This is a genomic window from Nitrosopumilus sp. S4 (genome assembly GCF_054515835.1).
Map to the genome: position 1 here is coordinate 858126 of NZ_CM137258.1, position 21325 is coordinate 879450.

Sequence of the window (21325 nt, forward strand, 5' to 3'; positions counted from 1 at the left end):
TTATGTTCGATTTTGTTTGACATGATATGGGTGAGCATGAAGTTATCGTTTGGTCAAAAGATAGAAAATTGCATTGGTTTGATTTTAAGGCAGAATCAAACCCTGCTGTTTTTGAGGATTCTCACAGCTTCATAAAATATCGTTATACTTGGGTTGTAGATTCTGAAAAAATTGGTGATGCAATAATGTTTTTCGTTAAAAACATACAACTTTTTGTTGAATTTCACCCTTTACTATCTTGGATAAGAAATTCAACTGAACAAGTCACATTACTAAATCACGAACAAGGTCGATTTGATTTGGCAGAGCTGATCAAGCAAGAAAAGATTTCAGAATTGTGTGAGCAATTCAATGCAAAAAAATTTCCTACAAGAGGTTCTAATGGAGAACAACGAAAACAATTTGCAAAGGAAGATTCTGGTAAAATGATTGGTGAAGAGGTTAAAAAATTAGAACTTGAATTTCAATTACGAAGCAATGAATATGATGCCCAAACAAATTATGGAAAAAACATTGAAAAACAAAAAGAATTTGATTTAATTTTTGCTAGATTAAGAAAGTGATTTTTAATTACGTTGTAACTTATTTATTTTCAATTATTTTATTTTCTGGCATTGAATTAATGAAATTCACCAGACTTCTGTAGTATTTTAAATGAAAATTCAAATCTCTTATTTCAGTTTGTTTTAATTCTTCAAGTTCAGGACCAAAATTCCTTTTGTCTGTTTGAATATGGTTTAACGTATTCTCATTTACTTCTATCATGTGAAAGAGACTATGAAGAACTTCTCCTTTTGTGAGTGTTCTATCACATGATTTTTTTAGTAATACTTCAACCCAATCCATATTTTTTGATTAAGAGTTCTTATATCACCACCTGAATTTGAAAAATTCTGACCCTGACTCTATTTTTTTTAATTTAGCCTTGATTTGATTATTTTTTTGTTGACTGTTTTTTCCTTTCCATTATTTCCTTATTTCGTTCAATATCTGAATGAACCTCAACATGTTCGTATAGCTGTTCTTTTGATTCAAATATTTGCTCACAATAGTAGCACTGGTGCATCCCTAAATTACACACATCTAAGATTAATTACTTTCTGTAACTGTAAAAAATTCTGTTCCTAAATTTGCTAAAATGTTATATTATTATATGAATTACTGCATATTTCTAAAAATGCAAAATTTTCGAATTAATCAAAATTTTATTTATGACTTTAATGTGTCTCTAATTTAATTTCAGAATTGCATGCAGGAATTTTACCTGTTTCATTTTTGACTTGCTCGATTAATTGTAATTGTAATTCTTTAGGATTTTCAGTGAAAATTCTTTGATAGGATTGGGTTTTCTGTTTGCATTCATTTCCATCAAAATTTGTATCTACATATTTTGTAAAAGTCTCTTCAAGATTATTACTTTCTCCGATAAATATTGCCTCTTTATTTCTATTATACAAAACATAAACTCCTGCAAGAGGTTTGACAAATTTTGCACTTTCAAGCCAAACTCTCATTTTGTCATCTAGTAATTCCATATTTATTGTAGATCATACTTGTTATTTAACTCGATTGCATTATAGTGATATTACAAGAACCTCCATCCTTTTAATAATCCAAATTTACATGAATGATCCTGTCTCTTTTAGAAAAATTTCCTAAACAATTTACCCCCCGTGAAATTCAAAAAGATCTCATTCATCAAATCGAAGAGGAATTAAAATCCGGATACAAAAAAATTATTTTATGTGCTCCAACAGGTGTGGGAAAATCCCTTGTTGGTGCGACAATTGCAAGTTATTATGATAGTTCCTTTACCGTAACTGCTTCCAAGCATTTACAAGATCAGTATATCAAAGATATCCCTTTTTTGAAATCTGTTAAAGGTAAACAAAATTTTCCATGTTTAAAATTGATGTCGTCTGAAAAGGTTGAAAATTCAAGAAGAGCAATGAGATGGGGGCTTACATGTGATAAAGGCCAATGCCAAGAACGTATTAGTAAAAACGGTAAAGAAATTGTTGAGGTTTGCAAATTCAAACCAACAATTAAACAAGTTGAGGATAACACTCAAGATGTATCTTCGTGTCCTTATTATTTACAAAAATATGATGCCTTGGTATCAAAACATTCTCTATGGAATTATCATGCGTTTTTTCAGATAATGAAATTTAACAAGAAACTTTTTGAAGAATACCTAGATAGGAAGGTATCTATTTTTGATGAGGCTCATAAAATAGAAGATCAGATTATTCAGTTTGTTGGATTTGATATATTTAGTGGGCAAATTGATGAATGCAATCTTAATTCTGAAAAATATGATTTTACTGATTTAGATTCCATGATTAAATTGACTGATGATATTGCATATTCATATGCCAAAAAGATTAAAGATATCAAGGAAAGTTCTGCATTTGAAAAAGAACCTGACTATGAATTAATCACTAGATTAGAACGTCGGTTTGACAGAGCTGCTCAAGCTAAAATTGACATCTTAGATGATAAGGATAATTTTGTAGTAAATGATCCGATAAAAGATTTCAATGGAAATTTTAGAACAATTTCTGTAAAGCCAATTGATGTTTCAAAATTTGCAAAAGCATTCTTTGAAACTGAATACCAAATATTCATGTCTGCAACCATAGATAAAAACAGTTTTTGTGAAAATATGGGATTAGAAAAAGATGATGTTGCATTTGTTGATGCTCCGAAATCCCCCTTTCCTATTGAACACAGAAAAATTGATCTTCTTAATATTAAGAGACTAAGCTATGGTTCTACTGAAGAAGATGAGATTGAGGTAATCAAAGTCATTGATCGAATTTTAGATGAGCATTCTCATGAAAAAGGTTTGATTCTTACTTCTTCAGTCCCCCGATGTCAGAAAATTCTTAGATTTCTTTCACCAAAAAATACTAGGAGGATTAGAATTTGTCATAGTAAAAATCAAGACGGAAAAACCCAAGATGAGATAATTTCTGAGCATGCATCAGATCCTACGGGAGTTCTGCTTTCTTCGTCACTGTGGGAAGGCGTAGACCTTAAAGATGATTTATCTCGATTTCAAATAATTGCCAAAGTACCATATCCAAATTATAAAGAAAAGAGAACCAAAGCAAAGATGGAAAAGTTTCCCTTATGGTATACATCTCAAACCCTTACAAAATTACTTCAAGGATTTGGACGCTCAATTAGAAGTGAGGATGATTGGGCAAGAACGTATGTTCTTGATACTGCAGTAAATAATGTATTATTCAAAGCACAACAAATGATTCCAAAAGCATACTATGATGTTCTAGGTTTAGAAAATCTGTAGTAGATAACAGAAATTTGATTATTATAATTTATTTTTCTGCCTGTTATCTCTAGAGAATTTTAGAAATTGTGATCTATAAAGTTTGTGAACGAATTGATCTTTTCTATAGTTTAGGACTAGTAATTGCACCTTTTGCAGCCGAGCCTACCAATGTTGCATATTTTGCTAGAGCACCATATGTGTAGTTAGGTTTTGGTGGGCTCCATTGTTTTCGTCTATTTTCTAATTCTTGTTCTGATACATGAAGGTCTAAAGTATTAGTTTCAGTATCAATTGTAATTTCATCATCATCTTTTACAAGGGAAATTGGACCGCCAACATAAGCCTCAGGGGCTACATGGCCTACCATAAATCCACGAGTTCCTCCAGAGAATCTTCCATCTGTAACCATTGCAACTTTTTTACCTAATCCTTGTCCAACTAAGGCTGCAGTAGTTGCTAACATCTCTCTCATACCAGGACCTCCTTTTGGTCCTTCATATCTAATTACAACTACATGTCCTTCATCAATTTCTCCTTTTGAGACTGCATCAAATGCAAATTCTTCTCTATCAAATACTCGTGCTTTTCCAGTAAATTTGGTCATTTCAACTCCTGCGGTTTTAATTACAGCTCCTTCTGGGGCTAGACTGCCTTTGAGAATTACAGCTGTTCCGACTTGATGAATGGGGTTTTCAACTGATCTTACGATGTGTTGTTCAACATCTGGAATTTTTATTAATGAAAGATTTTCTTTAATCGTTTTTCCTGTTACTGTAATACAGTTTTCATTTAACAATCCTTTATCAAGAAGTTTTTTTAGTACAAATGGAATGCCTCCAATTTTGTCTAACGAATTCATGACATAGTTTCCTCCTGGCTTCATATCTGCTAAATGGGGAGTTTTCTTTCTAATCCTTTCAAAATCATCATATGTCAAATCAATATTTACTTCATTTGCAAGTGCCAACAAATGTAGAATTCCATTAGTTGATCCTCCAACTGAATTTAGCATTGTAATTGCATTCTCAAAAGCCTCAAACGATAAAATTTCCTTAGGTCTGATATTTTGTTCTAGTAGTTTTGCACATGCAAAACCTGTATCGTATACCATCTTATCTCTCCTATCATCTTCTGCTGGTGGGCTTGCACTTCCAGGTAATGCAAGACCAATAGCTTCTGAAATAGATGCCATTGTATTTGCAGTAAACATTCCTCCACAAGAACCTGAACTTGGACATGCTGTGTTCTCAATATTTTTTAATGCTTCAAGTGTTAATTGACCTGAATCGTAAGCTCCTACTGCTTCATAAACATCAACTACCGTAAGCTCTTTCCCATCAAGCATTCCTGGCATGATAGTTCCTCCATACACAAATACTGATGGGATATTTAGTCTGGCCATTGCCATCATAGTTCCAGGAAGACTCTTGTCACATCCTGCAATTCCAACAAGTGCATCATACTGATGAGCTCTGACCATTAATTCGATTGAATCTGCAATGATTTCTCTGGATACAAGGGATGATTTCATTCCTTCATGTCCCATTGCAATACCATCACTAACTGCAATTGTTGAAAATTCTCTAGGAGTTGCACCTGCATCTGAGACCCCTTCCTTTGCTTTTAGTGCTAATTTTGGGAGATGAATGTTACATGGAGTTGCTTCATTTCCTGTATGACAAACTCCGATGAATTGTTTTGATAAATCCTCATCATTTAATCCCATAGCTTTGTACATTGCTCTCTGAGGTGATCTTGAAGTTCCTTCTACAACATTTCTGCTAGAAATTTCCATAACATGGGATTTCCAGTTTGCTATAATTTAGACTTTATTGAGATTACCGAGTTCCCAAGTAAAGTTGATTTAAATTGTAATTCTATGGGAGACTTTTATGGAACAAAAAGCACTTGAATGTCCTGTTTGCAAAAGTAACAAAGCAGAAATTGCTGGAGAAAATGTGAAATTAAGTGGGAGATTTGAGGATAAAGAATTCCTTACCACCGAATTAACTGTTTTACGATGTGCTAAATGTGGATATTATATGCTATTTGATAAAATGGCAAAATTTACTACAAAAAGTGATTCTTGAACAATTATTTGACAAGCTCTTGATTTTCTAATTCTAGTAATTGACCTTCAATTTCTTCAGGTGTTTCAGCTCCATACGTTATTAGAATTCTGTCATCTTCATTAATCTCATAATCTCTAATATCTGAAACTGGTTCTCCATTTATGAAAAATCTTAATGTATAATCTTCATTTGTACAGAAACTTCTTCCATCCTGGAAAACATAACATTGATCATCTACTCCTAAACCTAATGTTTCAAAGAGATATCCTAATGTAACACCTGTGGCATGTTTGTGAATTGTAGACCCATCTCTCCCTTCAAAATGAATCCAACTGGATTTGATTTGATAAGCGGGTGCTGAAAAATCAAATTGATCTCCGAAAATCTTTACAAGAATTGCTGCATGTGAGTGTTCGCTTCCAAGTGCTCCTGCATTTTCTGGTCCTCCTGGTGCTGTTTCAGTCATGGTTGCAAACTGCCAAGCTGCATATCCTACAATTACTGCAATTACTGCAAAAACACCAATAGCTATAAGATTTTGTTTTCTTTTTTCAGCTGAATGTTTAGTAGCATAATTTTCTCGTTTTTGTTCTCGCTCTCTGCGTTCTTTTCTGCCCATTGGATAAGCAAAGTCCAGAAATTGCCCTAATTAACTATTCGATAAAAACAATAAATAAAATCTTAAATGGTTGATCTATATGGCCTGCATATTTTGTGATATTTTAGATGGTAAGAGAGATGGACATATTATTTATGAAGATGAATCACACATTTCATTTTTAGACAAGTATCCTATCGATGTTGGCCATAGTCTTGTCATTCCAAGAGAACATCATGAAAAAATCATTGACATGAAACCAGAAAATGTCGGAAAGATTTTCACAATAGTGCCCAAAATCGCAAAAGCCATTTTAGATGCAACTGGTGCTGATGCATTTAGTCTTGGTCAAAATAATGGAAGAGCAGCCAAACAAATCATACCTCATGTTCATGTTCATATTATCCCCAGATACAATAGTAAAGGAACTATCTGGACAAAACGTCAAATTTCAACTGATGAGGAACTCTCAGAATTGGCAAATAAAATTCGTAAAAATATTATTTAGAATGGCCTGGATTATATCTCAAAATTGCTCCAACTTTTCCAAGACTAGCAAGCATATTCCCATGTTCAGCACTACCTGAAACTACTTCTAATTGAGTTCCTGTTTTTGCTGCAAGTAATTCCAAATAATCTACAATGTCTTGCTCATTTACTTCTACTTCCATAGCTTTGCAACTTGGACATGGGTTACTTGAAAATTCAGTTTTTTTTGGAATTACAAGAGGACGTTCCACTATAGTTTCTTGCAAATTCTGACATCTTTTGCATTTGCCTTCAACCCTATGCAAATTTGTATTATCAGTAATTATCAATGTTTGAACTACGTTGTTTTTTAGATAATCTATCACTTCTTGTAATCCATAGGAGCCTTTTCCAGAGTGTGAATTTATCTCTCTAAACAAATCCTCGACAAGTTTTTTCTCTTCTACCATTCTGAAATCACCTAAAATTTCTGCAGATTTTGCAAATGCTTCTCTAATTCCTTCGGCACCAGAATATGATGCATCAATAGTATTGATGATCATGTTTTGTAATCTATATTCTAAATAATTGCCATTAATGAAATCCTCTTTTGTGGGACCCGGACCTGAAATAATTAATCCTTTGATGGGATAAATATCAATAAAATATTCTCTTGTGGTTTCTGCAACTCTGTTAAAATAATAAGTCAGTTCCATCTCCCGCAGTTTTTGAAATCTTTTTGCAGATTGACCACCTTGTCTGTGTTTTCCTGCAACCCCTGAACCTGTTTGAGATAAAACCTCGATTTTATCTCCGTGCAGCAATCCCCAACCGGCGTCTTTTGCATCAATTGCTAAAAATCCAATTAGATTGTCATCTTTTAGCATGTCTTTTAGAATATCTACATGGAAGTGATCATCACATCTGTACAAATATTGATTCAAATCTTTAGGAGGATCAATTTCCCAAACTGTAACTGTTTCACTTCCTAAAGGACCTCCTCCCTCTGGTGGTAAAGCTCCACAAAACATCACTAACCCCCGTTCTGGGGTTTTTTTATAGAGTTTTAATCTCTGAACAACCTTTCCAAGTGAATCTACAACATGTGATCTAGTAAGATCTGATTTTATGTTATCTGCAGTTCCTTGTTCTTGTTGGAGTGAACTGATAATTTCATGAAGTTGTTTTCCTTTTGGGATGTATACTGAAATAAGCTCTGTACCTCTTCCTGATTTTTGAGATAATTCCTCAAGAGTTTTTCTTATTTTATAGAGTTTAACAGAATCCTGCTTTTCAACATCAATTTTTTTCATTTCTAGCTTCTCCTTATCGTGCGAATATTAATTTTGATTGATTTACCTTTGAATTTACAACTCATCAAATGTTTTTAGAAATACTTCTAATGGTTGATTTCCCCTAATTTTGATAATATTATGATCATTAAATATCAAAAATGAGGGAGTTGCATCAATTCCGATCTCTCTTCCAAAGTCATACAGAGAATTTACTTTATTTTTATATTTTTGCTCATCAAGACATTTGTTGAATTCGTCTAAATCCAAATTCACTGTAATTGCAAAATTGTTGAGTGATTCTCTAGTAATCCAACCTGTTCGTTCTCCGCCCCAATTTTTGTATAATTCATCATGATATTGCCAATACTTGTCTTGGTCATTTGCACAGAAAGCAGATTGTGCAGCTAATACTGAATCTGGACCATTCAGTGGGAAATCTTTGAATACTAATTTGACTTTGCCTGTTTTTATGAAATCCTCATTTATGGTGTCCAAAGTATTTTGATGGAATTTATAACAAAATGTACACTGATAATCTCCCCACTCTAAAATTGTAATTGGTGCATTAGAGTCCCCTAAAATCGGTGAACCATTTTCTATTAATTTTGATGCTGTAAATAATTTTGAATCGTTTTCTGATTCAGGAAAAACTCCTAAAATTAAACCCGAAATTATTCCAATGATTAATGGTATGGATAAAAGATAAATCTTTGACATGTTCAAATAAAATCTATTTCAAGTAAATATCTTCGCTAATTTACTGCTAATGTCCACAGTGCTGAATTTTTTGCAGATATTTCGGCGATGAATGGATCATTTGATGATGAAATTATAATTACATCTCCTTCGTCTGGTTGTAGGTTTTTCAATAAATGCTCTTTAGTATTTTCGTCATTAGCAAAGCAATCTTTTTCTTCCCCTGGAAAAATAAATCGATTCCCTTCAAATAGAATTGTCATGCATCCCGAAGCCCCATACATTATTGCGTAATCTCTCTGCTCTAATCCTGATTTGATTGAAAAAACATAATTTTTTAGTAAAATGGCATGGTTGTTCTTTCCAGGAATTAACGATGACTGTTTTACTTTACATTCTCTTGGAATAGTTTTTTGAAATTGTCTGGATAATTTTTTCCCTTTATCTGTTAGAAAACTTCCTGATTTTGTAGAATCGATAATTTTTGCTTCTTTCAGATGTGAAATTAAGGTTTTAACAGCCCCCTCCCCCATTTGAATTTCCTTACAGAATGTTGCCCTGCTAACAAATTTTTCATTTGTTAGCAATTGTAATGCTTTGAACACATGTGGTATACTAAATGTCAGTACTTTACTAGAACCCTTTCTAGCCACAATATTTTGTAAAATTTGAATATTTTTTTTCAGATGATTTCTACCAATGAATCAAACCTATTCTGAAATTTAATAATTCTGATTTTTCAGTATTTCCATTACTTCAATCAATTTTTCAGATACTTCTTTTTCCTCCTGATTGATGTTGATTTTTTCTAATTTCTCAAAAATTGTAGTTTCATTAATCATTTTATCTAGTTTTTCTAATGAAAATGGTTTTTCTAAGACCTCTATTGCTTTGTTTAGTTTTGTCAATGCATCCATTAGTGCTTTTTCTACGTATCCTGATGCAAAAATTATTCTTTGATTTGGGTTTATCTGTAATATCTCTATTGCTGCCTGTACTCCTGTTTTCTTTGGCATTTTTTGATCTAAAATTACCACATCAAAGTAATCCTTTGATTGGTGCTCTTTCACTTCTTTTTTGTATACGTCAATACATTTTTGACCGTCTTCAACTGTTATCACTTCTCTGTTTTTGAGTTCAAGCCAAGTACTGTATAATTTTAGAATTAGCGGTTCATCATCTGCAATTAATAATCTCATTGGTTTTTTCTTTGATGGTTTTTCTTTTTGTTTAATATTCTCTAGACCTATTTTATTGATTTCAAACTTTATTGGATCTAATATTTTTGAATCTCCTAATCTTCCATAAATCCCTTCAATTAATTCTGCAAACAATTCATAATTTGTAATAATTTCTTTTTCAGTTTTTCCACAAATTTTTATCATTGTTACCATGATTGACTTGTATCCATTTACTCCATAGAGATCAATTAATGCTGATTGAATAATTTCTGAAATCTTATTCTCATACTGATTCTCTTTCTGATTCTCTTTCTGATTTGTTCTCGTTGTATCCATATTGTAATAATATAATCAAAAATTGTAACAAAAACACAAGTATGTTAGATCTTAAACTGACAAATAATTTTGAGCCTATTTTAAGACCTTCTTATAAATTGGATAAATCATCCAAGAGCTTAAATACATTCAGTAATTGCTTTCAATCATGTCTGAATCAAGACAAATTAATGTGTCCAAATCCGGTGTATCCAAACTAGCAATAGTTGCATTAGCCATTATCTTTGCAGCAGGATTATTTGTTGTAGGATTTGATCAAGGACATATTTTCAGTCTAGTTTATGGTGAGCAAGCATTTACTGAACTTTACATCCATGAACTCACTCATGATATGAGACATGCAGCAGGATTTCCCTGTCATTAGGAGTTTCTAACATCATGAAAACATCCCTTTTTATCATAATTGTTTTAATTTCAGGTGCGTTTGCAGGTTTAGTTCATGGAACTGTGAATTTTGCAATTGTTGAGCCATATTTAGATCAAGCAATAGGATTAGAAAATCAAAATCTTTTTGCATCTGGAGAAGCTGAAGACACGCCAGAATTTTGGGTAGAATATGAAGGGTATAGGGTGTGGCAAAAAAGTGGACAAATTTTAGCTGGTATTATTTTAGGTGTATCTGTTGGTTCTCTTTTTGGAATCGTTTATGCATTATCTAGAAATTCATTGCCTGGCAATAATGATGTTAAAAAAGCAATTGTTTTGTCTGGGATAATGTGGTTTACACTCTATCTTATTCCATTTCTCAAATACCCTGCAAATCCTCCAACAGTAGGTGATGCAGATACTGTAATTCTAAGATCAATTCTTTATCTTTCATTTATTGCAATTTCTGGAATTGGTGCACTGGTATTTTATAAAATCTCAAAAAAATTCAAAGAACGAAAAAAATTCATTGCATTAATTGGGTATGGAATTTTTATCTCCGCAGTATTTTTTGGAATGCCTGAAAATCCTGATGAAATAACAGCTCCTATGAACTTAGTAACAGAATTTAGAATTATGTCCGTTCTTGGTGTCAGCTCATTTTGGGCATCAGTTGGTGTTATACTTGGAATTCTCTGGAATAGACTGAAACTTAATCTTGAAACCACAAAATCATACAATTGATATTTCCTAATCTTTTGATGTATGTTTTAATTTAGAAATAGGCACAAAAACATATTGTAAATTAATTGTAATATTGAATAATTACATAATTTTAAGTTGTATTTTGGTGATTATAGAATAATGGAATGTGTTTTGAGAGTTCGAACACCAGAACAAAAAGCAAGAAAGAGGATTAACGAAGAAAGAACCATTATTGATTTACAAATGGCAATACAAAAAGAGCGATTTAGGAATTACCTTAAAACATTACCTGAGTTCCATGATGGAGTTAAGAGAAAAAATAGAAAAGACCATGATTGTTGGTTAAGGTAAGAAAATATTAAATAAATTTTAATTTTTAGGGTTTTTATTCCAAGTCTATGGAATGAGAACAAAAACATGTCGTTTAAATAGACGTAATTCATTTTTCCAATTTGCATGTCAAGACGATTAACCTTGCCCCAATTAAAAAAATATGATATCACTCAAAAAGTAATAGAAGCATTAGCTGATTCTGAATCTCGTGCAATTCTATTTTCCATAATTAAAAAAGGAAACACAGCTGCTGAACTATCTGATAAACTGAAAATTCCACTAAGCTCTGTCTATAAAAAATTGGCAGATCTTGAGGAACTCACACTTATTGAAGTTGAAAAATGGATGTTATCTGATAAAGGTAGAAAATTCAAAGTTTATAGAAGTCGAATCAGTAAAGCAGATATCTCCATTCGCAAACCTGAACCTGTATTAACTTTAATTCCAAACTAATGGATAACAATGAGTAAGCCAAACATTATCCAATTATCTGAGTTTGATATTACTCAGAAAATAATAGAATGCCTAAGTAATGTTTGTACAAGAGCCGTATTGTTTTCAGTAAAAAATGAATCAAAAGATGCCACTCAAATTGCAGAAGAACTAAAGATTTCCCTTTCTACTGTATACAAAACATTATCCACTTTGGAAGATATAGCTCTTGCTGAAGTTGATAGATACATCATTTCGCCTGAGGGTAAAAAAATTAAACTTTATCGTAGCAGAATAGGCAAGGTTGAAATCACTTTAGATGACTTAGAACCCAGTTTGAATCTATATCCAAACACATCGAATCCAAAATCTAATCAGTAAAAACCTCATTTTGATAAACATATTCTCATTCTATAGATTTGGAATGGGTATTTGGAATGAAAAATTGGTTTAAATAATTTAGCTGGTCCTAATCTTTTTGTAATCATGAAACAACAAAAAATTCTAACCCTGATTGCTTTAGTCGCCGCAGTCAGTGTTACAACAATTTCTTTGGCACAAAATGTTGAAGCAGAAGGTGCAATTCCAGAATGGATTAAAACCAATGCTGCATGGTGGGCTGAAGGAAGTGTAGATGATGCAACTTTTCTAAATGGAATTACTTTCCTAATTGAAAATGACATCATTGATGTTTCATCTGAATCAGATTCTATAGATGTGGATAAAATCACAATTGGATTCATTCCAGTTGAAAAAGCTGATGAATTAACTCCAAAAGCACAAGCTCTTGAGAAATTCCTAGAAAAAGAACTTGGAATTGATGTTGAAATAGTTGTCCCAACAAACTATGAAACCATTATTGAGGGAATGCGATTTGGACATATTGATGCTGCATTTATGGATACAGGCCCTGCTTGGATCACTCATCAAAGAACAGGAGCTGAAGCTGTATTGGCAGAACTTGTTGCAGGTAAAGTAAATTATCAGGCAACAGTTTGGACCTTAGCTGATAATGATTCCATTCAATCATTAGAGGATACGGTTGGCAAAAAAGTAGCATTCACTAGTATAACTGGTTCATCTGGTTTTGTCAGACCTATGGGAACAATAGTTACTGAAGGTTATGTTACAATTGAAGGTGATGATATTGTTGCTTTAGAATCTGCCCTTGCAAAGAATTTTGAAAGTTATACTTTTGCAGGTGGCTACAAGGCAGCACTAGAATTGCTTCTCAATGGTAATGTTGATGTTGCATTTGGTTCAGATATTGCTCCACAAAAATACCTTGAATTAGAAGATCAAGTAAAACTACGTCCAGTAACAACAATTGGACCAGTACCATCCCATGTGTTTATGGTATCATCAGATATGTCTGATGCAACCAGAGATGCATTAGTTGATTCTCTAATTGAACTCAATTATGATGAAAACAACTCAATCTTAACCGATTTGTATGGTGCTGAAGCACTAGTTCCAACCACCACATCTATGCATATTGGTGACTTTGGAAAGTTAATTGATTCCTTAACTGGGCTTGATCAACTAATTCTAGATAAATACAACAAGAGCAAATAAAAACTGGAAATCTGGAAATGAAACAAATTCAGATGACCAAAACCTCTTCTTTTTCATTAATTTCAACTAAAAAAATTATTCAAATGAATAATGTATGGACTTCATATGATTCTAAAAGTTTTGCATTAGAGAAAATTAACATGTCAATTGACAGGGGTGCAAATTATGCTATTGTTGGTCAATCGGGATCTGGCAAATCAACCTTACTCAAACTAATGAATGGCATGATGATTCCAAGTAAGGGCACCATAAAAGTAGATTATATTTCTCCAAATGTTAATAATAAAAAATTCAAAAAAATGATGCATACTATAGGATATATCCCTCAAAGCTTGGGTCTTGTAAAAAATATCACTGTTTTAGAAAATACTTTGCTTGGCGCTCTTCCTCGATTAAATAAATTTCAATCCTTATTTTCAAAATTCCCTGAATCAGAAATTCAAGAAGCAAAAAAAATTCTAAAACAAGTAGGTCTTTCTGGAAAAGAAAACAGAAAAGCCTACATGCTAAGTGGTGGTGAGAAGAGACGGGTAGCAATAGCACGAGCATTAATGCAACATCCAACAATACTGTTAGCTGATGAGATAGTCTCTGAATTAGATCATGTAACTGCACGTGAAATTATGGATTTGATTAGTGAAGCACAAAAGAGAATGAACTTAACTGCTATAATGGTTCATCATGATATACATCTTGCATTAGAATATGCAAATAGAGTTGCAGTAATTAAAGAAGGTGAAAAAATTTTAGAGATAGGTGTAGAAGGTGATTCTATTGTTGATTTTCAAACAGGAGATATGACTAGAGATGAAATAATGGAGATGTATTCTGATGACTCCAAAAAATAATATCATTATTGGAATAATTATTGCATTGTTAGTTGTTGCATCCTACAATGTGGGGGCAGATCCAATTGAATTTGTTGAGGGTTTGCCAAACATGGCAATTGTTATTGAAGAAATGGTCTCAGTTGAGCCAAAGTATATTCCAACAGCTCTTTGGGCAATGGTTGAAACCATTCAAATGGCATTTATTGGAACTTTGGTCGGAGTAGCCATAGCTTTACCTCTTAGTATGTTGGCAGCAAGAAATTTGAATAGCAAATATGTTTATGCTCCTGTTCGTGCATTACTGGCAGCAACTAGAACATTTCCTTCTATTTTGTGGGCAATTCTTTTTGTAATAATGGTTGGACTTGGTCCATTTGCAGGTGTTTTGGCCATTATCATGTATACAATTGGATTTATCGCAAAATTACAATACGAGGTAATTGAAACCATTGATTCAGATCCGATGGATGCAATTAGCTCAATGGGTGTATCAAAATGGCAATTGATTAGATATGTAGTAATTCCAGAATCTGCATCACATTTACTTGGTCAGATGTTATACATGTTTGATTATAACGTACGTCAAACCAGTATTTTGGGATTAGTTGGTGCGGGTGGAATTGGATTTTACATAATTAATTATATTAAATTCTTTGAGTATGGAAAAGCCGCTGTCTTTATGCTAGTGGTATTGGTGACTGTTTTGATAATTGATTGGGCAAGTGTAAAGATTAGAGACAAGTATATCGTAAAATCTCAACATGGTATGGAAGTTTCTGCAAAATAAAAATTCTAAACTATGTAGTAATTTTATCAAGCTGATTGGATTCAGATGCAGTCTTTATTTCACGTGCAATTCTTTTACCCATACTCATAGACTCGTTGAATAATAGTGAGTAGTATGGTGAACCATCCATGTAGATGTTTGTTCCTGCAACAATTCTTGCAGAGAATTCAAATGATGTAAATTTTGCATTTTCATCATACACTCCTTCAATACAAAACGGACCATTCATTCCTGGTGACACTACTCTCTTAGAAGCTTCAACAAAATTCTCACCCATTGTGTATACTTCATCTAATAGTGATTCTCTTAACACAAGTGGACTGTTTCCAATTACGTTAAATGATGGAACTTTGTTTGATTTGAGTTGTTGTTCAGAAGGAATTCTTGCCAACCCCTCGATGTCTGATTCATGTCTTTGATCCACACCAAAGAATTCCAACTCTTCATTTAATGGAGAATAAAAAAATTGTAAATATGCTAAAACTCCTGCAGCATACTCTTGAATGTAAAGTGATTCTTCTTTTGAAATAATTCCATCTGAAATCAACTGATTTCTTTTTTTATTATAATCTTCTTCATTGGCTGCCATAAAATATCCTTTTCCTCCTGCAGCGCCCTGACGTTTGACAATGACTAATTTGTTAATATCTTTAGGAGCATTTACTGGTTTTGGAACTGGAAGTTTTGCTTCTCTCATTAATTTTTCTTTCATCTCTCTGTCTGATTCCCATCTGAGAATCCATTTGTTTCCAAAAACTGGCGTTTTAATCGATTCAATTTCTTCAGAACTCATTTGTGCGATTAGGGTTCCATGTGGAATTAGAACCGAATCGTTTTGTTCAAGTATTGATTGGCATCTTTGATCTAATACTTCCTTAAATGAATCAACCAAGATTAATTCATCAATGAATGGAAATCGCTTGTAGAGTTTCTCACGCTTTTTCTCACAAACAAGAATTGTTTTTAGACCTTCATCTTTTGCTCCTTTTAGAACTTGTAGTGAACAGTGAGATCCTAATGTTGCAACTGAAGCCATCTTATGTTATTCATAGAAAACTGTACTTTATGAACTAAATGTTCTGTGAACCATGTGCTGATGAAACATATTGAAAAACTTCATCAATTAATTCTATATTTAACTCTGATTTGATATTTTCAGGTACTACTTTTAAAATAAAATCATACATTGTAGTATTTTTTGGCAATTCATCTCTTTCTTGGAGTAGTGAGAAAACAGCTATCCCATTTGAAATTATTGCAATAATCTTCTCCTTGTCTGATAATGCCATGATTTTATGATTCTTATCTCAATTTAATATAAATCCGGCTATATTCTCTAAATGACTTATTTTTTCAATTCATTTATTTTTAGAACCTTGATTACTTGTGTTTCATAATCTAATATTTCTAAATCTGTTGAAATATTGTGTCCTCCTACCTCTGCTGGTTTGTCTGCAGCATGAAATCCAACATATACTGCAGTAATTATGAACATTGCAATCACTAATCCAATTAGAATATCCATATTGTTTTGAAGTGAATTTTTTGCTGGCTATAAGCATTATGAAAATTAGGGCGTTAGTGCATAATTTTGTATAAAAATTAATTACACCATGAAATATGGAATAAAGTAAATTATGATTGAAACTGAATTAGGAAATTTACGTAGATCTCATTATTCTGATGAAATTTCTCCTTCTATGGATGGAAACGTTGTAACTTTGATGGGATGGGTTTTGACAATTCGAGGCCATGGAAATATCAGTTTTGCCACAATTCGTGATAAAAATGGAGATTTCTCAGTTGTTGCAAAAAAAGGAGATTGTCCTGATGATATCCGTGAAAAAATATCTTCTCTAAAGTCGCATTCCTCTATTGCAATTACTGGAAAAGTAAAATCATCAGATAAGGCACCTAGTGGATTTGAAATAATTCCGACAGAATTGAGAGTTTTCTCAGAGGTTGAAAAAATCCCTCCTTTTGAGCCTACTGCAAAAACTGTAAAAAATATTGACACTAGACTTGAGGTAAGACCTATTGATCTAAGACGTGATACTCTTCAACACATATTCAAAACCAGAAGTTTTGTATTGCAATCAATAAGAGATTATTTTAATTCTGAAAAATTTGTAGAAATTAACACTCCAAAAATGATTGCTACTGCTACTGAAGGAGGCGCTGCATTATTTCCAATATTTTATTACAACAAAGAAGCTTTCTTAGCTCAAAGCCCCCAATTGTACAAAGAACAACTTACTATGAGTTTTGAAAAAGTTTTTGAGATTGCACCAATTTTTAGAGCAGAACCATCAAGAACCAATCGTCATTTAGCTGAAGCAATTTCGATAGACCTTGAAGAGGCATTTGTTGATTACAATGATATCATGAATAGGATTGAAGAAATCATAAAAATTTCTGTAAAAACTGTTGTAAATTACTCAAAAAATAATTCTAACACTGAATTTATTATTCCTGAAATTCCAGAGACAATCCCACGATACTCGTATGATGATTTGGTTGATAGAATGCAAAAGGCTGGAGCTAAAACTGAATGGGGTGATGATTTGTATCCATCAAATCTTAAAAAAATTGGTCTTGAAGGGTTTTATTTTATCAAAGATTGGCCACTTGCTCCTAAACCATTTTACGTAAAGGAGAGCAAATCCAATCCCAAAGTTTCTGAATCCTTTGATTTAATGTTTGGTGATCTTGAATTGTCTTCTGGTAGTACAAGAATTGAAAAACGTGACGAACTAGCAGAGAGAATGAAAAACAAGGGAATGAATTCAGATGCATTTGAGTATCATCTTGGTGCCTTTGATTATGGTGTTCCTCCTCACGCAGGCTGTGGTATTGGTCTTGAGAGACTAATCATGGCCCTTACTGGAACTGAAAATATTAGAGATGTAACATTTTATCCAAGAGATGTTGACAGGCTGACACCTTAGGTGAAAAAGAATGGTTACTGAAGAAGAGATTGAACGTGTTTCAAAATTAATGAAAATAAATATTGATGATCATAAAGAATATGTTGATAAAGTTCATAAAATGATTGACTTTTTTGATATTTTAGATTCAGCAGGAGTAGAATCTGAAGAAATTTCAATGCAGGAAATTTCCATTTTAAATTTACGTGAGGACAAATTCATCCCATTTGAAGATAAATTAATTGAAAAACTAAATCACTACAAAGGAACCTATATACGAGCACCAAAGATGTCATCATGAATCTAAATATCTCTGCCCTTGAATTTGTACATGAGGTTAAATCTGGAAATATCTCTGCTGAGGATTTTATGGCATCAACTTTGGAGAGAATTCAAAAAATTGATGATGCCCTTCATGCATTTTTAGATGTAAACAAATCCGCAATTGATCAAGCACGTGAAATTGACAAGAAAATAAAATCAAATCAAAAGGTAGGGGATTGTTTTGGAATGCCAATTTCAATTAAGGATAATATCTGCATAAAAGATAGTAAAACAACATGTGCATCAAAAATGCTAGAGAATTTTATTGCACCTTATGATGCAACAGTAATTACAAAACTCAAAGAACAAGATGCGATATTTGTAGGAAAAGTAAATCTTGATGAATTTGCTATGGGGCTAACAACTGAATTTAGTGCATTTGGTCCAAGCAAAAATCCTTGGAATACGGAACATGTTCCAGGAGGATCTTCCGGAGGTAGTGCCGTTTCTGTAAGTGCTCTGGAATGTATTGCTTCTTTGGGTTCAGATACTGGTGGTTCAGTAAGAAATCCTGCTAGTTTTTGTTCCATTGTAGGATACAAACCAACTTATGGGCTGATTAGTAGATTTGGCTTGATTTCATATGCAAACAGCATTGAACAGATTGGTCCTATGACTAGAACTGTTAAAGATACTGCTTTTATGCTAAATATTATTTCAGGACTTGATCCTAATGATAACACTACAGTAGATAATCAAAATGAAGATTATCTTTTAGAAATTGATTCTGGGATAGAAGGAAAAAAGATTGGCATTATCAAGGAGATGATTGGTGATGGAATAGCACCTGAAGTTTTATCTGCAACAAAACAGGCAGTATCAAAATTAGAAAGTCTTGGTGCAGTTTGCGAAGAAGTATCCCTTGACATGGTGAAATATTCTGTTGCTGCATACTATACAATTACTGCAACAGAAGCAGGAAGCAATTTGGCAAGATATGATAATTTGAGATATGGCTATGATTTTCCAGTTGAGGGCTATGAGTTTAATTCATACATTTCAAAAGCAAGACAAAACTTTGGACCTGAAGTTACAAGGAGAATGATTATTGGCGGTTTTGTTCCATCTGCAGGACAAGCTGGAAAATATTTTCTAAAGGCACTAAAAGTCAAAAGTAAATTAACACGACAAGTAAATGAAGCATTCAAAAAATATGATCTTTTGATTTCTCCCACTGTTCCAATTTTACCATTTAAGATTGGTGAGAAAATCGATGATCCTGTATCATTATTCCTCGTTGACATTAACACCGTAACTGCCAATCTTACAGGAAAACCTGCAATTTCAATTCCTTTTAGCATTTCTAATGGCTTGCCAATTGGAATTCAATTGATGGCTGATTCTATGAATGATAAATTACTATTACAAGCGGGACATGCACTTGAGAAAGTAGTGAGTCTGCCAGAGGTTCCAATATGACTATGATTGGTTTAGAGATTCACTGTCAATTAACAAATCTGCAAAGCAAATTGTTTTGTTCCTGCAAGGCAAACTATAGAGATTTTGAAATTAATGAGAATATCTGTCCCGTTTGTATGGGTTTGCCAGGTAGTCTACCTAGACTAAATCAAGAGGCAGTAAAAAAAGCAACTATGATTGCAATGGCATTAAACTGTTCTACTCCGGAAAAAATTGCCTTTTTTAGGAAAAATTATTTTTATCCTGATTTGCCTAAAAATTTCCAAATTACTCAATTAAACATCTATGGTGATACTAGCATTGGCGGTTCTGGCTCTATTATGGTTGGAGATAAAAAAATCAGAATAACTAGAATACAGCTAGAAGAAGATCCAGGCAGACTAATTTATGAAGGAAGTTCGTCAAAAAATCAAATAACTCTAGTTGATTACAATCGTGCTGGGACTCCACTTGTTGAAATTGTTACTGAGCCTGATTTTGAGAGCCCAAAACAAGTAAGAGACTTTCTAAACATCTTATCAGATCTACTTGAAAATCTTGGTGTATCTGATCCTTCTTTGGAGGGGGCAATGAGAGCTGATGCAAATGTTTCAATTAAAGGCGGAAATAAAGTTGAAATTAAAAACATTAACTCATTTCATGATTTAGAAAAAGCAGTTCATTTTGAGATTACACGACAAGAAAGTCTCCATTCACGTGATATTGAAATTATTCAAGAAACTCGACACTGGGATGATAAAAGAAAAATTACAATTTCATCTCGCTCAAAAGAAGAAGACCTTGATTATCGCTATTTTCTAGAAGGTGATATTCCTTGGGTTAAAATTGATTCAGAAACACTTGATAAATTAAAATCCAACATGCCTGAAAGTATTAGTTCTAAAAAAGAAAGATATGTAACAAAATATAAAATTCCAACTCAGGTTGCAGATGTTTTATCTTCAGACAAGTTCTATTCTGATCTTTTTGAACAATCTCATGATGAATCAAATGCTAAAGAGATTGCTAATATTATCACTACTGATCTAATGGGATTAGTGGATACTAGAGAAAAACGAGAAAAATCAAAAATTACTCCCAAACATTTGAGTGATTTGGCAAACACAATTCAATCAGGAAATATTTCAAGAAATTCTGCAAAAAATGCATTATATGAAATTGTTAAAACTGGAAAAGATTTGTCAACAGTCATCTCTGATCTTGATCTTGGAAATGTATCTGATGAATCAGAATTACTTGAAATAGTTAATCAAGTAATATCTGAAGAATCACAAGCAGTTGAGCAAGCAAAGACTAATCCACAAACCATTAATTATTTGGTAGGAAAGGTGATGCAAAAAACAAAAGGTAAAGCAGACCCTACATTGACTCTTGATTTACTTAAAAAACAGATTGAATGAATTATGGATGATTTATCCCTTGAAGATATAGAATTTATCAAAATTCTTGCAAATTCTGATGCCTCAATACTTGAGAAAGGAATGAATGATGCCACCAAAAACAGGCTTGATTCCCAGATAGGTGTAATTCTAAGAGAGTATTATATCGAAAATACCATGAAAACTAGCACAGAGTTGACTGAGAAATTTGAAAAAGCAGGAATAACTGAAGATGATGGAAAGGCAGCTATTGCCTGTGTTCGACGGCTTGGTATAGACATTTCATAAAATCTATTTACGCTGATTG

At 32.8% G+C, this 21325-nt stretch carries 28 protein-coding genes; 17 read left to right on the forward strand and 11 right to left on the reverse strand.

The genetic code is table 11. From position 1 onward, the window contains the following. Positions 1-26: 26 nt before the first annotated feature. Positions 27-563, forward strand: coding sequence for a hypothetical protein (locus ACX119_RS04800; protein WP_459350170.1), 537 nt, complete (start codon positions 27-29; stop codon positions 561-563). Positions 564-582: 19 nt separating this feature from the next. Here ACX119_RS04800 and ACX119_RS04805 read toward each other — a convergent pair whose 3' ends face one another. Next, positions 583-846 carry a hypothetical protein gene (locus ACX119_RS04805; RefSeq protein WP_459350171.1) on the reverse strand — a complete coding sequence of 88 codons (264 nt, stop codon included), beginning with the start codon at positions 844-846 and terminating at the stop codon, positions 583-585. 371 nt (positions 847-1217) lie between these two features. Next, positions 1218-1535 (reverse strand): hypothetical protein, encoded by a 318-nt coding sequence (locus tag ACX119_RS04810; protein ID WP_459350172.1) that lies wholly within the window; start codon positions 1533-1535, stop codon positions 1218-1220. Between the two features lie 92 nt (positions 1536-1627). Between ACX119_RS04810 and ACX119_RS04815 the strand changes: the two genes are divergently transcribed. After that, positions 1628-3313: a helicase C-terminal domain-containing protein gene (locus ACX119_RS04815; protein ID WP_459350173.1), complete on the forward strand. Its 1686-nt coding sequence runs from the start codon at positions 1628-1630 to the stop codon at positions 3311-3313. A gap of 103 nt (positions 3314-3416) precedes the next feature. Here the strand turns inward: ACX119_RS04815 and ilvD are convergent, their stop codons facing one another. Beyond that, positions 3417-5090: a dihydroxy-acid dehydratase gene (gene ilvD / locus ACX119_RS04820; protein WP_459350174.1), complete on the reverse strand. Its 1674-nt coding sequence runs from the start codon at positions 5088-5090 to the stop codon at positions 3417-3419. Between the two features lie 97 nt (positions 5091-5187). On the opposite strand from ilvD, the gene ACX119_RS04825 reads away from it, so the two are divergent. Continuing rightward, entirely contained in the window at positions 5188-5385 is a 198-nt protein-coding gene (locus ACX119_RS04825; protein WP_459350175.1) for a hypothetical protein, read from the forward strand. A gap of 4 nt (positions 5386-5389) precedes the next feature. Here ACX119_RS04825 and ACX119_RS04830 read toward each other — a convergent pair whose 3' ends face one another. Next, positions 5390-5986, reverse strand: a complete 597-nt coding sequence (locus tag ACX119_RS04830; protein WP_459350176.1) for a protein-disulfide isomerase — start codon at positions 5984-5986, stop codon at positions 5390-5392. Between the two features lie 79 nt (positions 5987-6065). On the opposite strand from ACX119_RS04830, the gene ACX119_RS04835 reads away from it, so the two are divergent. Next, complete coding sequence (locus ACX119_RS04835; RefSeq protein WP_459350177.1) at positions 6066-6473, forward strand: HIT family protein; 408 nt, start codon at positions 6066-6068, stop codon at positions 6471-6473. On the opposite strand, the gene prf1 is transcribed toward ACX119_RS04835, so the two are convergent. From prf1 to ACX119_RS04855, 4 genes are all read right to left on the reverse strand, one after another. Next, complete coding sequence (gene prf1, locus ACX119_RS04840) at positions 6466-7746, reverse strand: peptide chain release factor aRF-1 (protein ID WP_459350178.1); 1281 nt, start codon at positions 7744-7746, stop codon at positions 6466-6468. The two genes, ACX119_RS04835 and prf1, sit on opposite strands and share 8 nt — an antisense overlap. A gap of 54 nt (positions 7747-7800) precedes the next feature. Then, positions 7801-8445 (reverse strand): DsbA family protein, encoded by a 645-nt coding sequence (locus ACX119_RS04845; RefSeq protein WP_459350179.1) that lies wholly within the window; start codon positions 8443-8445, stop codon positions 7801-7803. A 35-nt stretch (positions 8446-8480) separates the two neighbouring features. Beyond that, positions 8481-9077: a DUF4443 domain-containing protein gene (locus tag ACX119_RS04850; RefSeq protein WP_459350180.1), complete on the reverse strand. Its 597-nt coding sequence runs from the start codon at positions 9075-9077 to the stop codon at positions 8481-8483. Positions 9078-9146: 69 nt separating this feature from the next. Continuing rightward, a complete protein-coding gene (locus ACX119_RS04855; RefSeq protein ID WP_459350181.1) occupies positions 9147-9941 on the reverse strand; it encodes a response regulator in 795 nt (264 codons plus the stop codon). A 148-nt stretch (positions 9942-10089) separates the two neighbouring features. Here ACX119_RS04855 and ACX119_RS04860 point away from each other — a divergent pair, with 148 nt between their 5' ends. From ACX119_RS04860 to phnE, 8 genes are all read left to right on the forward strand, one after another. Then, the gene (locus ACX119_RS04860; RefSeq protein WP_459350182.1) at positions 10090-10305 is read left to right on the forward strand and encodes a CbtB domain-containing protein; all 216 of its coding nucleotides are present in this window, start codon (positions 10090-10092) and stop codon (positions 10303-10305) included. 14 nt (positions 10306-10319) lie between these two features. After that, a complete protein-coding gene (locus ACX119_RS04865) occupies positions 10320-11051 on the forward strand; it encodes a CbtA family protein (protein ID WP_459350183.1) in 732 nt (243 codons plus the stop codon). A gap of 120 nt (positions 11052-11171) precedes the next feature. Continuing rightward, positions 11172-11363 carry a hypothetical protein gene (locus ACX119_RS04870; RefSeq protein ID WP_459350184.1) on the forward strand — a complete coding sequence of 64 codons (192 nt, stop codon included), beginning with the start codon at positions 11172-11174 and terminating at the stop codon, positions 11361-11363. Positions 11364-11468: 105 nt separating this feature from the next. Continuing rightward, positions 11469-11798, forward strand: a complete 330-nt coding sequence (locus ACX119_RS04875; RefSeq protein WP_459350185.1) for an ArsR/SmtB family transcription factor — start codon at positions 11469-11471, stop codon at positions 11796-11798. A 9-nt stretch (positions 11799-11807) separates the two neighbouring features. Next, entirely contained in the window at positions 11808-12158 is a 351-nt protein-coding gene (locus ACX119_RS04880) for an ArsR family transcriptional regulator (protein ID WP_459350186.1), read from the forward strand. A 105-nt stretch (positions 12159-12263) separates the two neighbouring features. Beyond that, positions 12264-13352, forward strand: a complete 1089-nt coding sequence (locus ACX119_RS04885; RefSeq protein WP_459350187.1) for a phosphate/phosphite/phosphonate ABC transporter substrate-binding protein — start codon at positions 12264-12266, stop codon at positions 13350-13352. Between the two features lie 17 nt (positions 13353-13369). Continuing rightward, the gene (locus tag ACX119_RS04890) at positions 13370-14200 is read left to right on the forward strand and encodes a phosphonate ABC transporter ATP-binding protein (protein WP_459350188.1); all 831 of its coding nucleotides are present in this window, start codon (positions 13370-13372) and stop codon (positions 14198-14200) included. After that, a complete protein-coding gene (phnE, locus tag ACX119_RS04895; protein WP_459350189.1) occupies positions 14184-14969 on the forward strand; it encodes a phosphonate ABC transporter, permease protein PhnE in 786 nt (261 codons plus the stop codon). Before ACX119_RS04890 ends, phnE begins: the two co-directional genes overlap by 17 nt. 10 nt (positions 14970-14979) lie before the next feature. On the opposite strand, the gene ACX119_RS04900 is transcribed toward phnE, so the two are convergent. Genes ACX119_RS04900 through ACX119_RS04910 form a run of 3 tightly spaced genes read right to left on the reverse strand, consistent with a single transcriptional unit; the run spans position 14980 to position 16494 of the window. After that, a complete protein-coding gene (locus tag ACX119_RS04900; protein ID WP_459350190.1) occupies positions 14980-16005 on the reverse strand; it encodes a DUF1297 domain-containing protein in 1026 nt (341 codons plus the stop codon). Positions 16006-16039: 34 nt separating this feature from the next. Beyond that, complete coding sequence (locus ACX119_RS04905) at positions 16040-16258, reverse strand: hypothetical protein (RefSeq protein ID WP_459350191.1); 219 nt, start codon at positions 16256-16258, stop codon at positions 16040-16042. 56 nt (positions 16259-16314) lie between these two features. Further along, positions 16315-16494 (reverse strand): hypothetical protein, encoded by a 180-nt coding sequence (locus tag ACX119_RS04910; RefSeq protein WP_459350192.1) that lies wholly within the window; start codon positions 16492-16494, stop codon positions 16315-16317. Positions 16495-16606: 112 nt separating this feature from the next. Here ACX119_RS04910 and aspS point away from each other — a divergent pair, with 112 nt between their 5' ends. Genes aspS through ACX119_RS04935 form a run of 5 tightly spaced genes read left to right on the forward strand, consistent with a single transcriptional unit; the run spans position 16607 to position 21306 of the window. Beyond that, positions 16607-17917: an aspartate--tRNA(Asn) ligase gene (gene aspS / locus ACX119_RS04915; protein ID WP_459350193.1), complete on the forward strand. Its 1311-nt coding sequence runs from the start codon at positions 16607-16609 to the stop codon at positions 17915-17917. Between the two features lie 10 nt (positions 17918-17927). After that, complete coding sequence (locus ACX119_RS04920; RefSeq protein ID WP_459350194.1) at positions 17928-18197, forward strand: hypothetical protein; 270 nt, start codon at positions 17928-17930, stop codon at positions 18195-18197. Next, the gene (gene gatA / locus ACX119_RS04925; protein WP_459350195.1) at positions 18194-19639 is read left to right on the forward strand and encodes an Asp-tRNA(Asn)/Glu-tRNA(Gln) amidotransferase subunit GatA; all 1446 of its coding nucleotides are present in this window, start codon (positions 18194-18196) and stop codon (positions 19637-19639) included. The genes ACX119_RS04920 and gatA overlap by 4 nt, the downstream gene beginning before the upstream one ends. Continuing rightward, positions 19636-21039, forward strand: coding sequence for an Asp-tRNA(Asn)/Glu-tRNA(Gln) amidotransferase subunit GatB (gene gatB, locus ACX119_RS04930; RefSeq protein WP_459350196.1), 1404 nt, complete (start codon positions 19636-19638; stop codon positions 21037-21039). Before gatA ends, gatB begins: the two co-directional genes overlap by 4 nt. A 3-nt stretch (positions 21040-21042) precedes the next feature. Further along, complete coding sequence (locus ACX119_RS04935) at positions 21043-21306, forward strand: hypothetical protein (protein WP_459350197.1); 264 nt, start codon at positions 21043-21045, stop codon at positions 21304-21306. The last annotated feature ends 19 nt before the right edge of the window (positions 21307-21325 follow it).

What these genes read in the sequence shown, in the direction of transcription:
- ACX119_RS04855 (WP_459350181.1), bottom strand. Translation starts at nt 9,941, where the DNA reads ATGGATACAACGAGAACAAATCAGAAAGAGAATCAGAAAGAGAATCAG.
- ACX119_RS04835 (WP_459350177.1), top strand. Translation starts at nt 6,066, where the DNA reads ATGGCCTGCATATTTTGTGATATTTTAGATGGTAAGAGAGATGGACAT.
- ACX119_RS04910 (WP_459350192.1), bottom strand. Translation starts at nt 16,494, where the DNA reads ATGGATATTCTAATTGGATTAGTGATTGCAATGTTCATAATTACTGCA.
- ACX119_RS04825 (WP_459350175.1), top strand. Translation starts at nt 5,188, where the DNA reads ATGGAACAAAAAGCACTTGAATGTCCTGTTTGCAAAAGTAACAAAGCA.
- ACX119_RS04845 (WP_459350179.1), bottom strand. Translation starts at nt 8,445, where the DNA reads ATGTCAAAGATTTATCTTTTATCCATACCATTAATCATTGGAATAATT.
- phnE (WP_459350189.1), top strand. Translation starts at nt 14,184, where the DNA reads ATGACTCCAAAAAATAATATCATTATTGGAATAATTATTGCATTGTTA.
- ilvD (WP_459350174.1), bottom strand. Translation starts at nt 5,090, where the DNA reads ATGGAAATTTCTAGCAGAAATGTTGTAGAAGGAACTTCAAGATCACCT.
- ACX119_RS04920 (WP_459350194.1), top strand. Translation starts at nt 17,928, where the DNA reads ATGGTTACTGAAGAAGAGATTGAACGTGTTTCAAAATTAATGAAAATA.
- ACX119_RS04860 (WP_459350182.1), top strand. Translation starts at nt 10,090, where the DNA reads ATGTCTGAATCAAGACAAATTAATGTGTCCAAATCCGGTGTATCCAAA.
- ACX119_RS04810 (WP_459350172.1), bottom strand. Translation starts at nt 1,535, where the DNA reads ATGGAATTACTAGATGACAAAATGAGAGTTTGGCTTGAAAGTGCAAAA.
- ACX119_RS04935 (WP_459350197.1), top strand. Translation starts at nt 21,043, where the DNA reads ATGGATGATTTATCCCTTGAAGATATAGAATTTATCAAAATTCTTGCA.
- prf1 (WP_459350178.1), bottom strand. Translation starts at nt 7,746, where the DNA reads ATGAAAAAAATTGATGTTGAAAAGCAGGATTCTGTTAAACTCTATAAA.
- ACX119_RS04865 (WP_459350183.1), top strand. Translation starts at nt 10,320, where the DNA reads ATGAAAACATCCCTTTTTATCATAATTGTTTTAATTTCAGGTGCGTTT.
- ACX119_RS04815 (WP_459350173.1), top strand. Translation starts at nt 1,628, where the DNA reads ATGATCCTGTCTCTTTTAGAAAAATTTCCTAAACAATTTACCCCCCGT.
- ACX119_RS04870 (WP_459350184.1), top strand. Translation starts at nt 11,172, where the DNA reads ATGGAATGTGTTTTGAGAGTTCGAACACCAGAACAAAAAGCAAGAAAG.
- ACX119_RS04900 (WP_459350190.1), bottom strand. Translation starts at nt 16,005, where the DNA reads ATGGCTTCAGTTGCAACATTAGGATCTCACTGTTCACTACAAGTTCTA.
- ACX119_RS04885 (WP_459350187.1), top strand. Translation starts at nt 12,264, where the DNA reads ATGAAACAACAAAAAATTCTAACCCTGATTGCTTTAGTCGCCGCAGTC.
- ACX119_RS04830 (WP_459350176.1), bottom strand. Translation starts at nt 5,986, where the DNA reads ATGGGCAGAAAAGAACGCAGAGAGCGAGAACAAAAACGAGAAAATTAT.
- ACX119_RS04890 (WP_459350188.1), top strand. Translation starts at nt 13,370, where the DNA reads ATGAAACAAATTCAGATGACCAAAACCTCTTCTTTTTCATTAATTTCA.
- gatA (WP_459350195.1), top strand. Translation starts at nt 18,194, where the DNA reads ATGAATCTAAATATCTCTGCCCTTGAATTTGTACATGAGGTTAAATCT.
- ACX119_RS04905 (WP_459350191.1), bottom strand. Translation starts at nt 16,258, where the DNA reads ATGGCATTATCAGACAAGGAGAAGATTATTGCAATAATTTCAAATGGG.
- ACX119_RS04880 (WP_459350186.1), top strand. Translation starts at nt 11,808, where the DNA reads ATGAGTAAGCCAAACATTATCCAATTATCTGAGTTTGATATTACTCAG.
- gatB (WP_459350196.1), top strand. Translation starts at nt 19,636, where the DNA reads ATGACTATGATTGGTTTAGAGATTCACTGTCAATTAACAAATCTGCAA.
- ACX119_RS04875 (WP_459350185.1), top strand. Translation starts at nt 11,469, where the DNA reads ATGTCAAGACGATTAACCTTGCCCCAATTAAAAAAATATGATATCACT.
- ACX119_RS04805 (WP_459350171.1), bottom strand. Translation starts at nt 846, where the DNA reads ATGGATTGGGTTGAAGTATTACTAAAAAAATCATGTGATAGAACACTC.
- ACX119_RS04800 (WP_459350170.1), top strand. Translation starts at nt 27, where the DNA reads ATGGGTGAGCATGAAGTTATCGTTTGGTCAAAAGATAGAAAATTGCAT.
- aspS (WP_459350193.1), top strand. Translation starts at nt 16,607, where the DNA reads ATGATTGAAACTGAATTAGGAAATTTACGTAGATCTCATTATTCTGAT.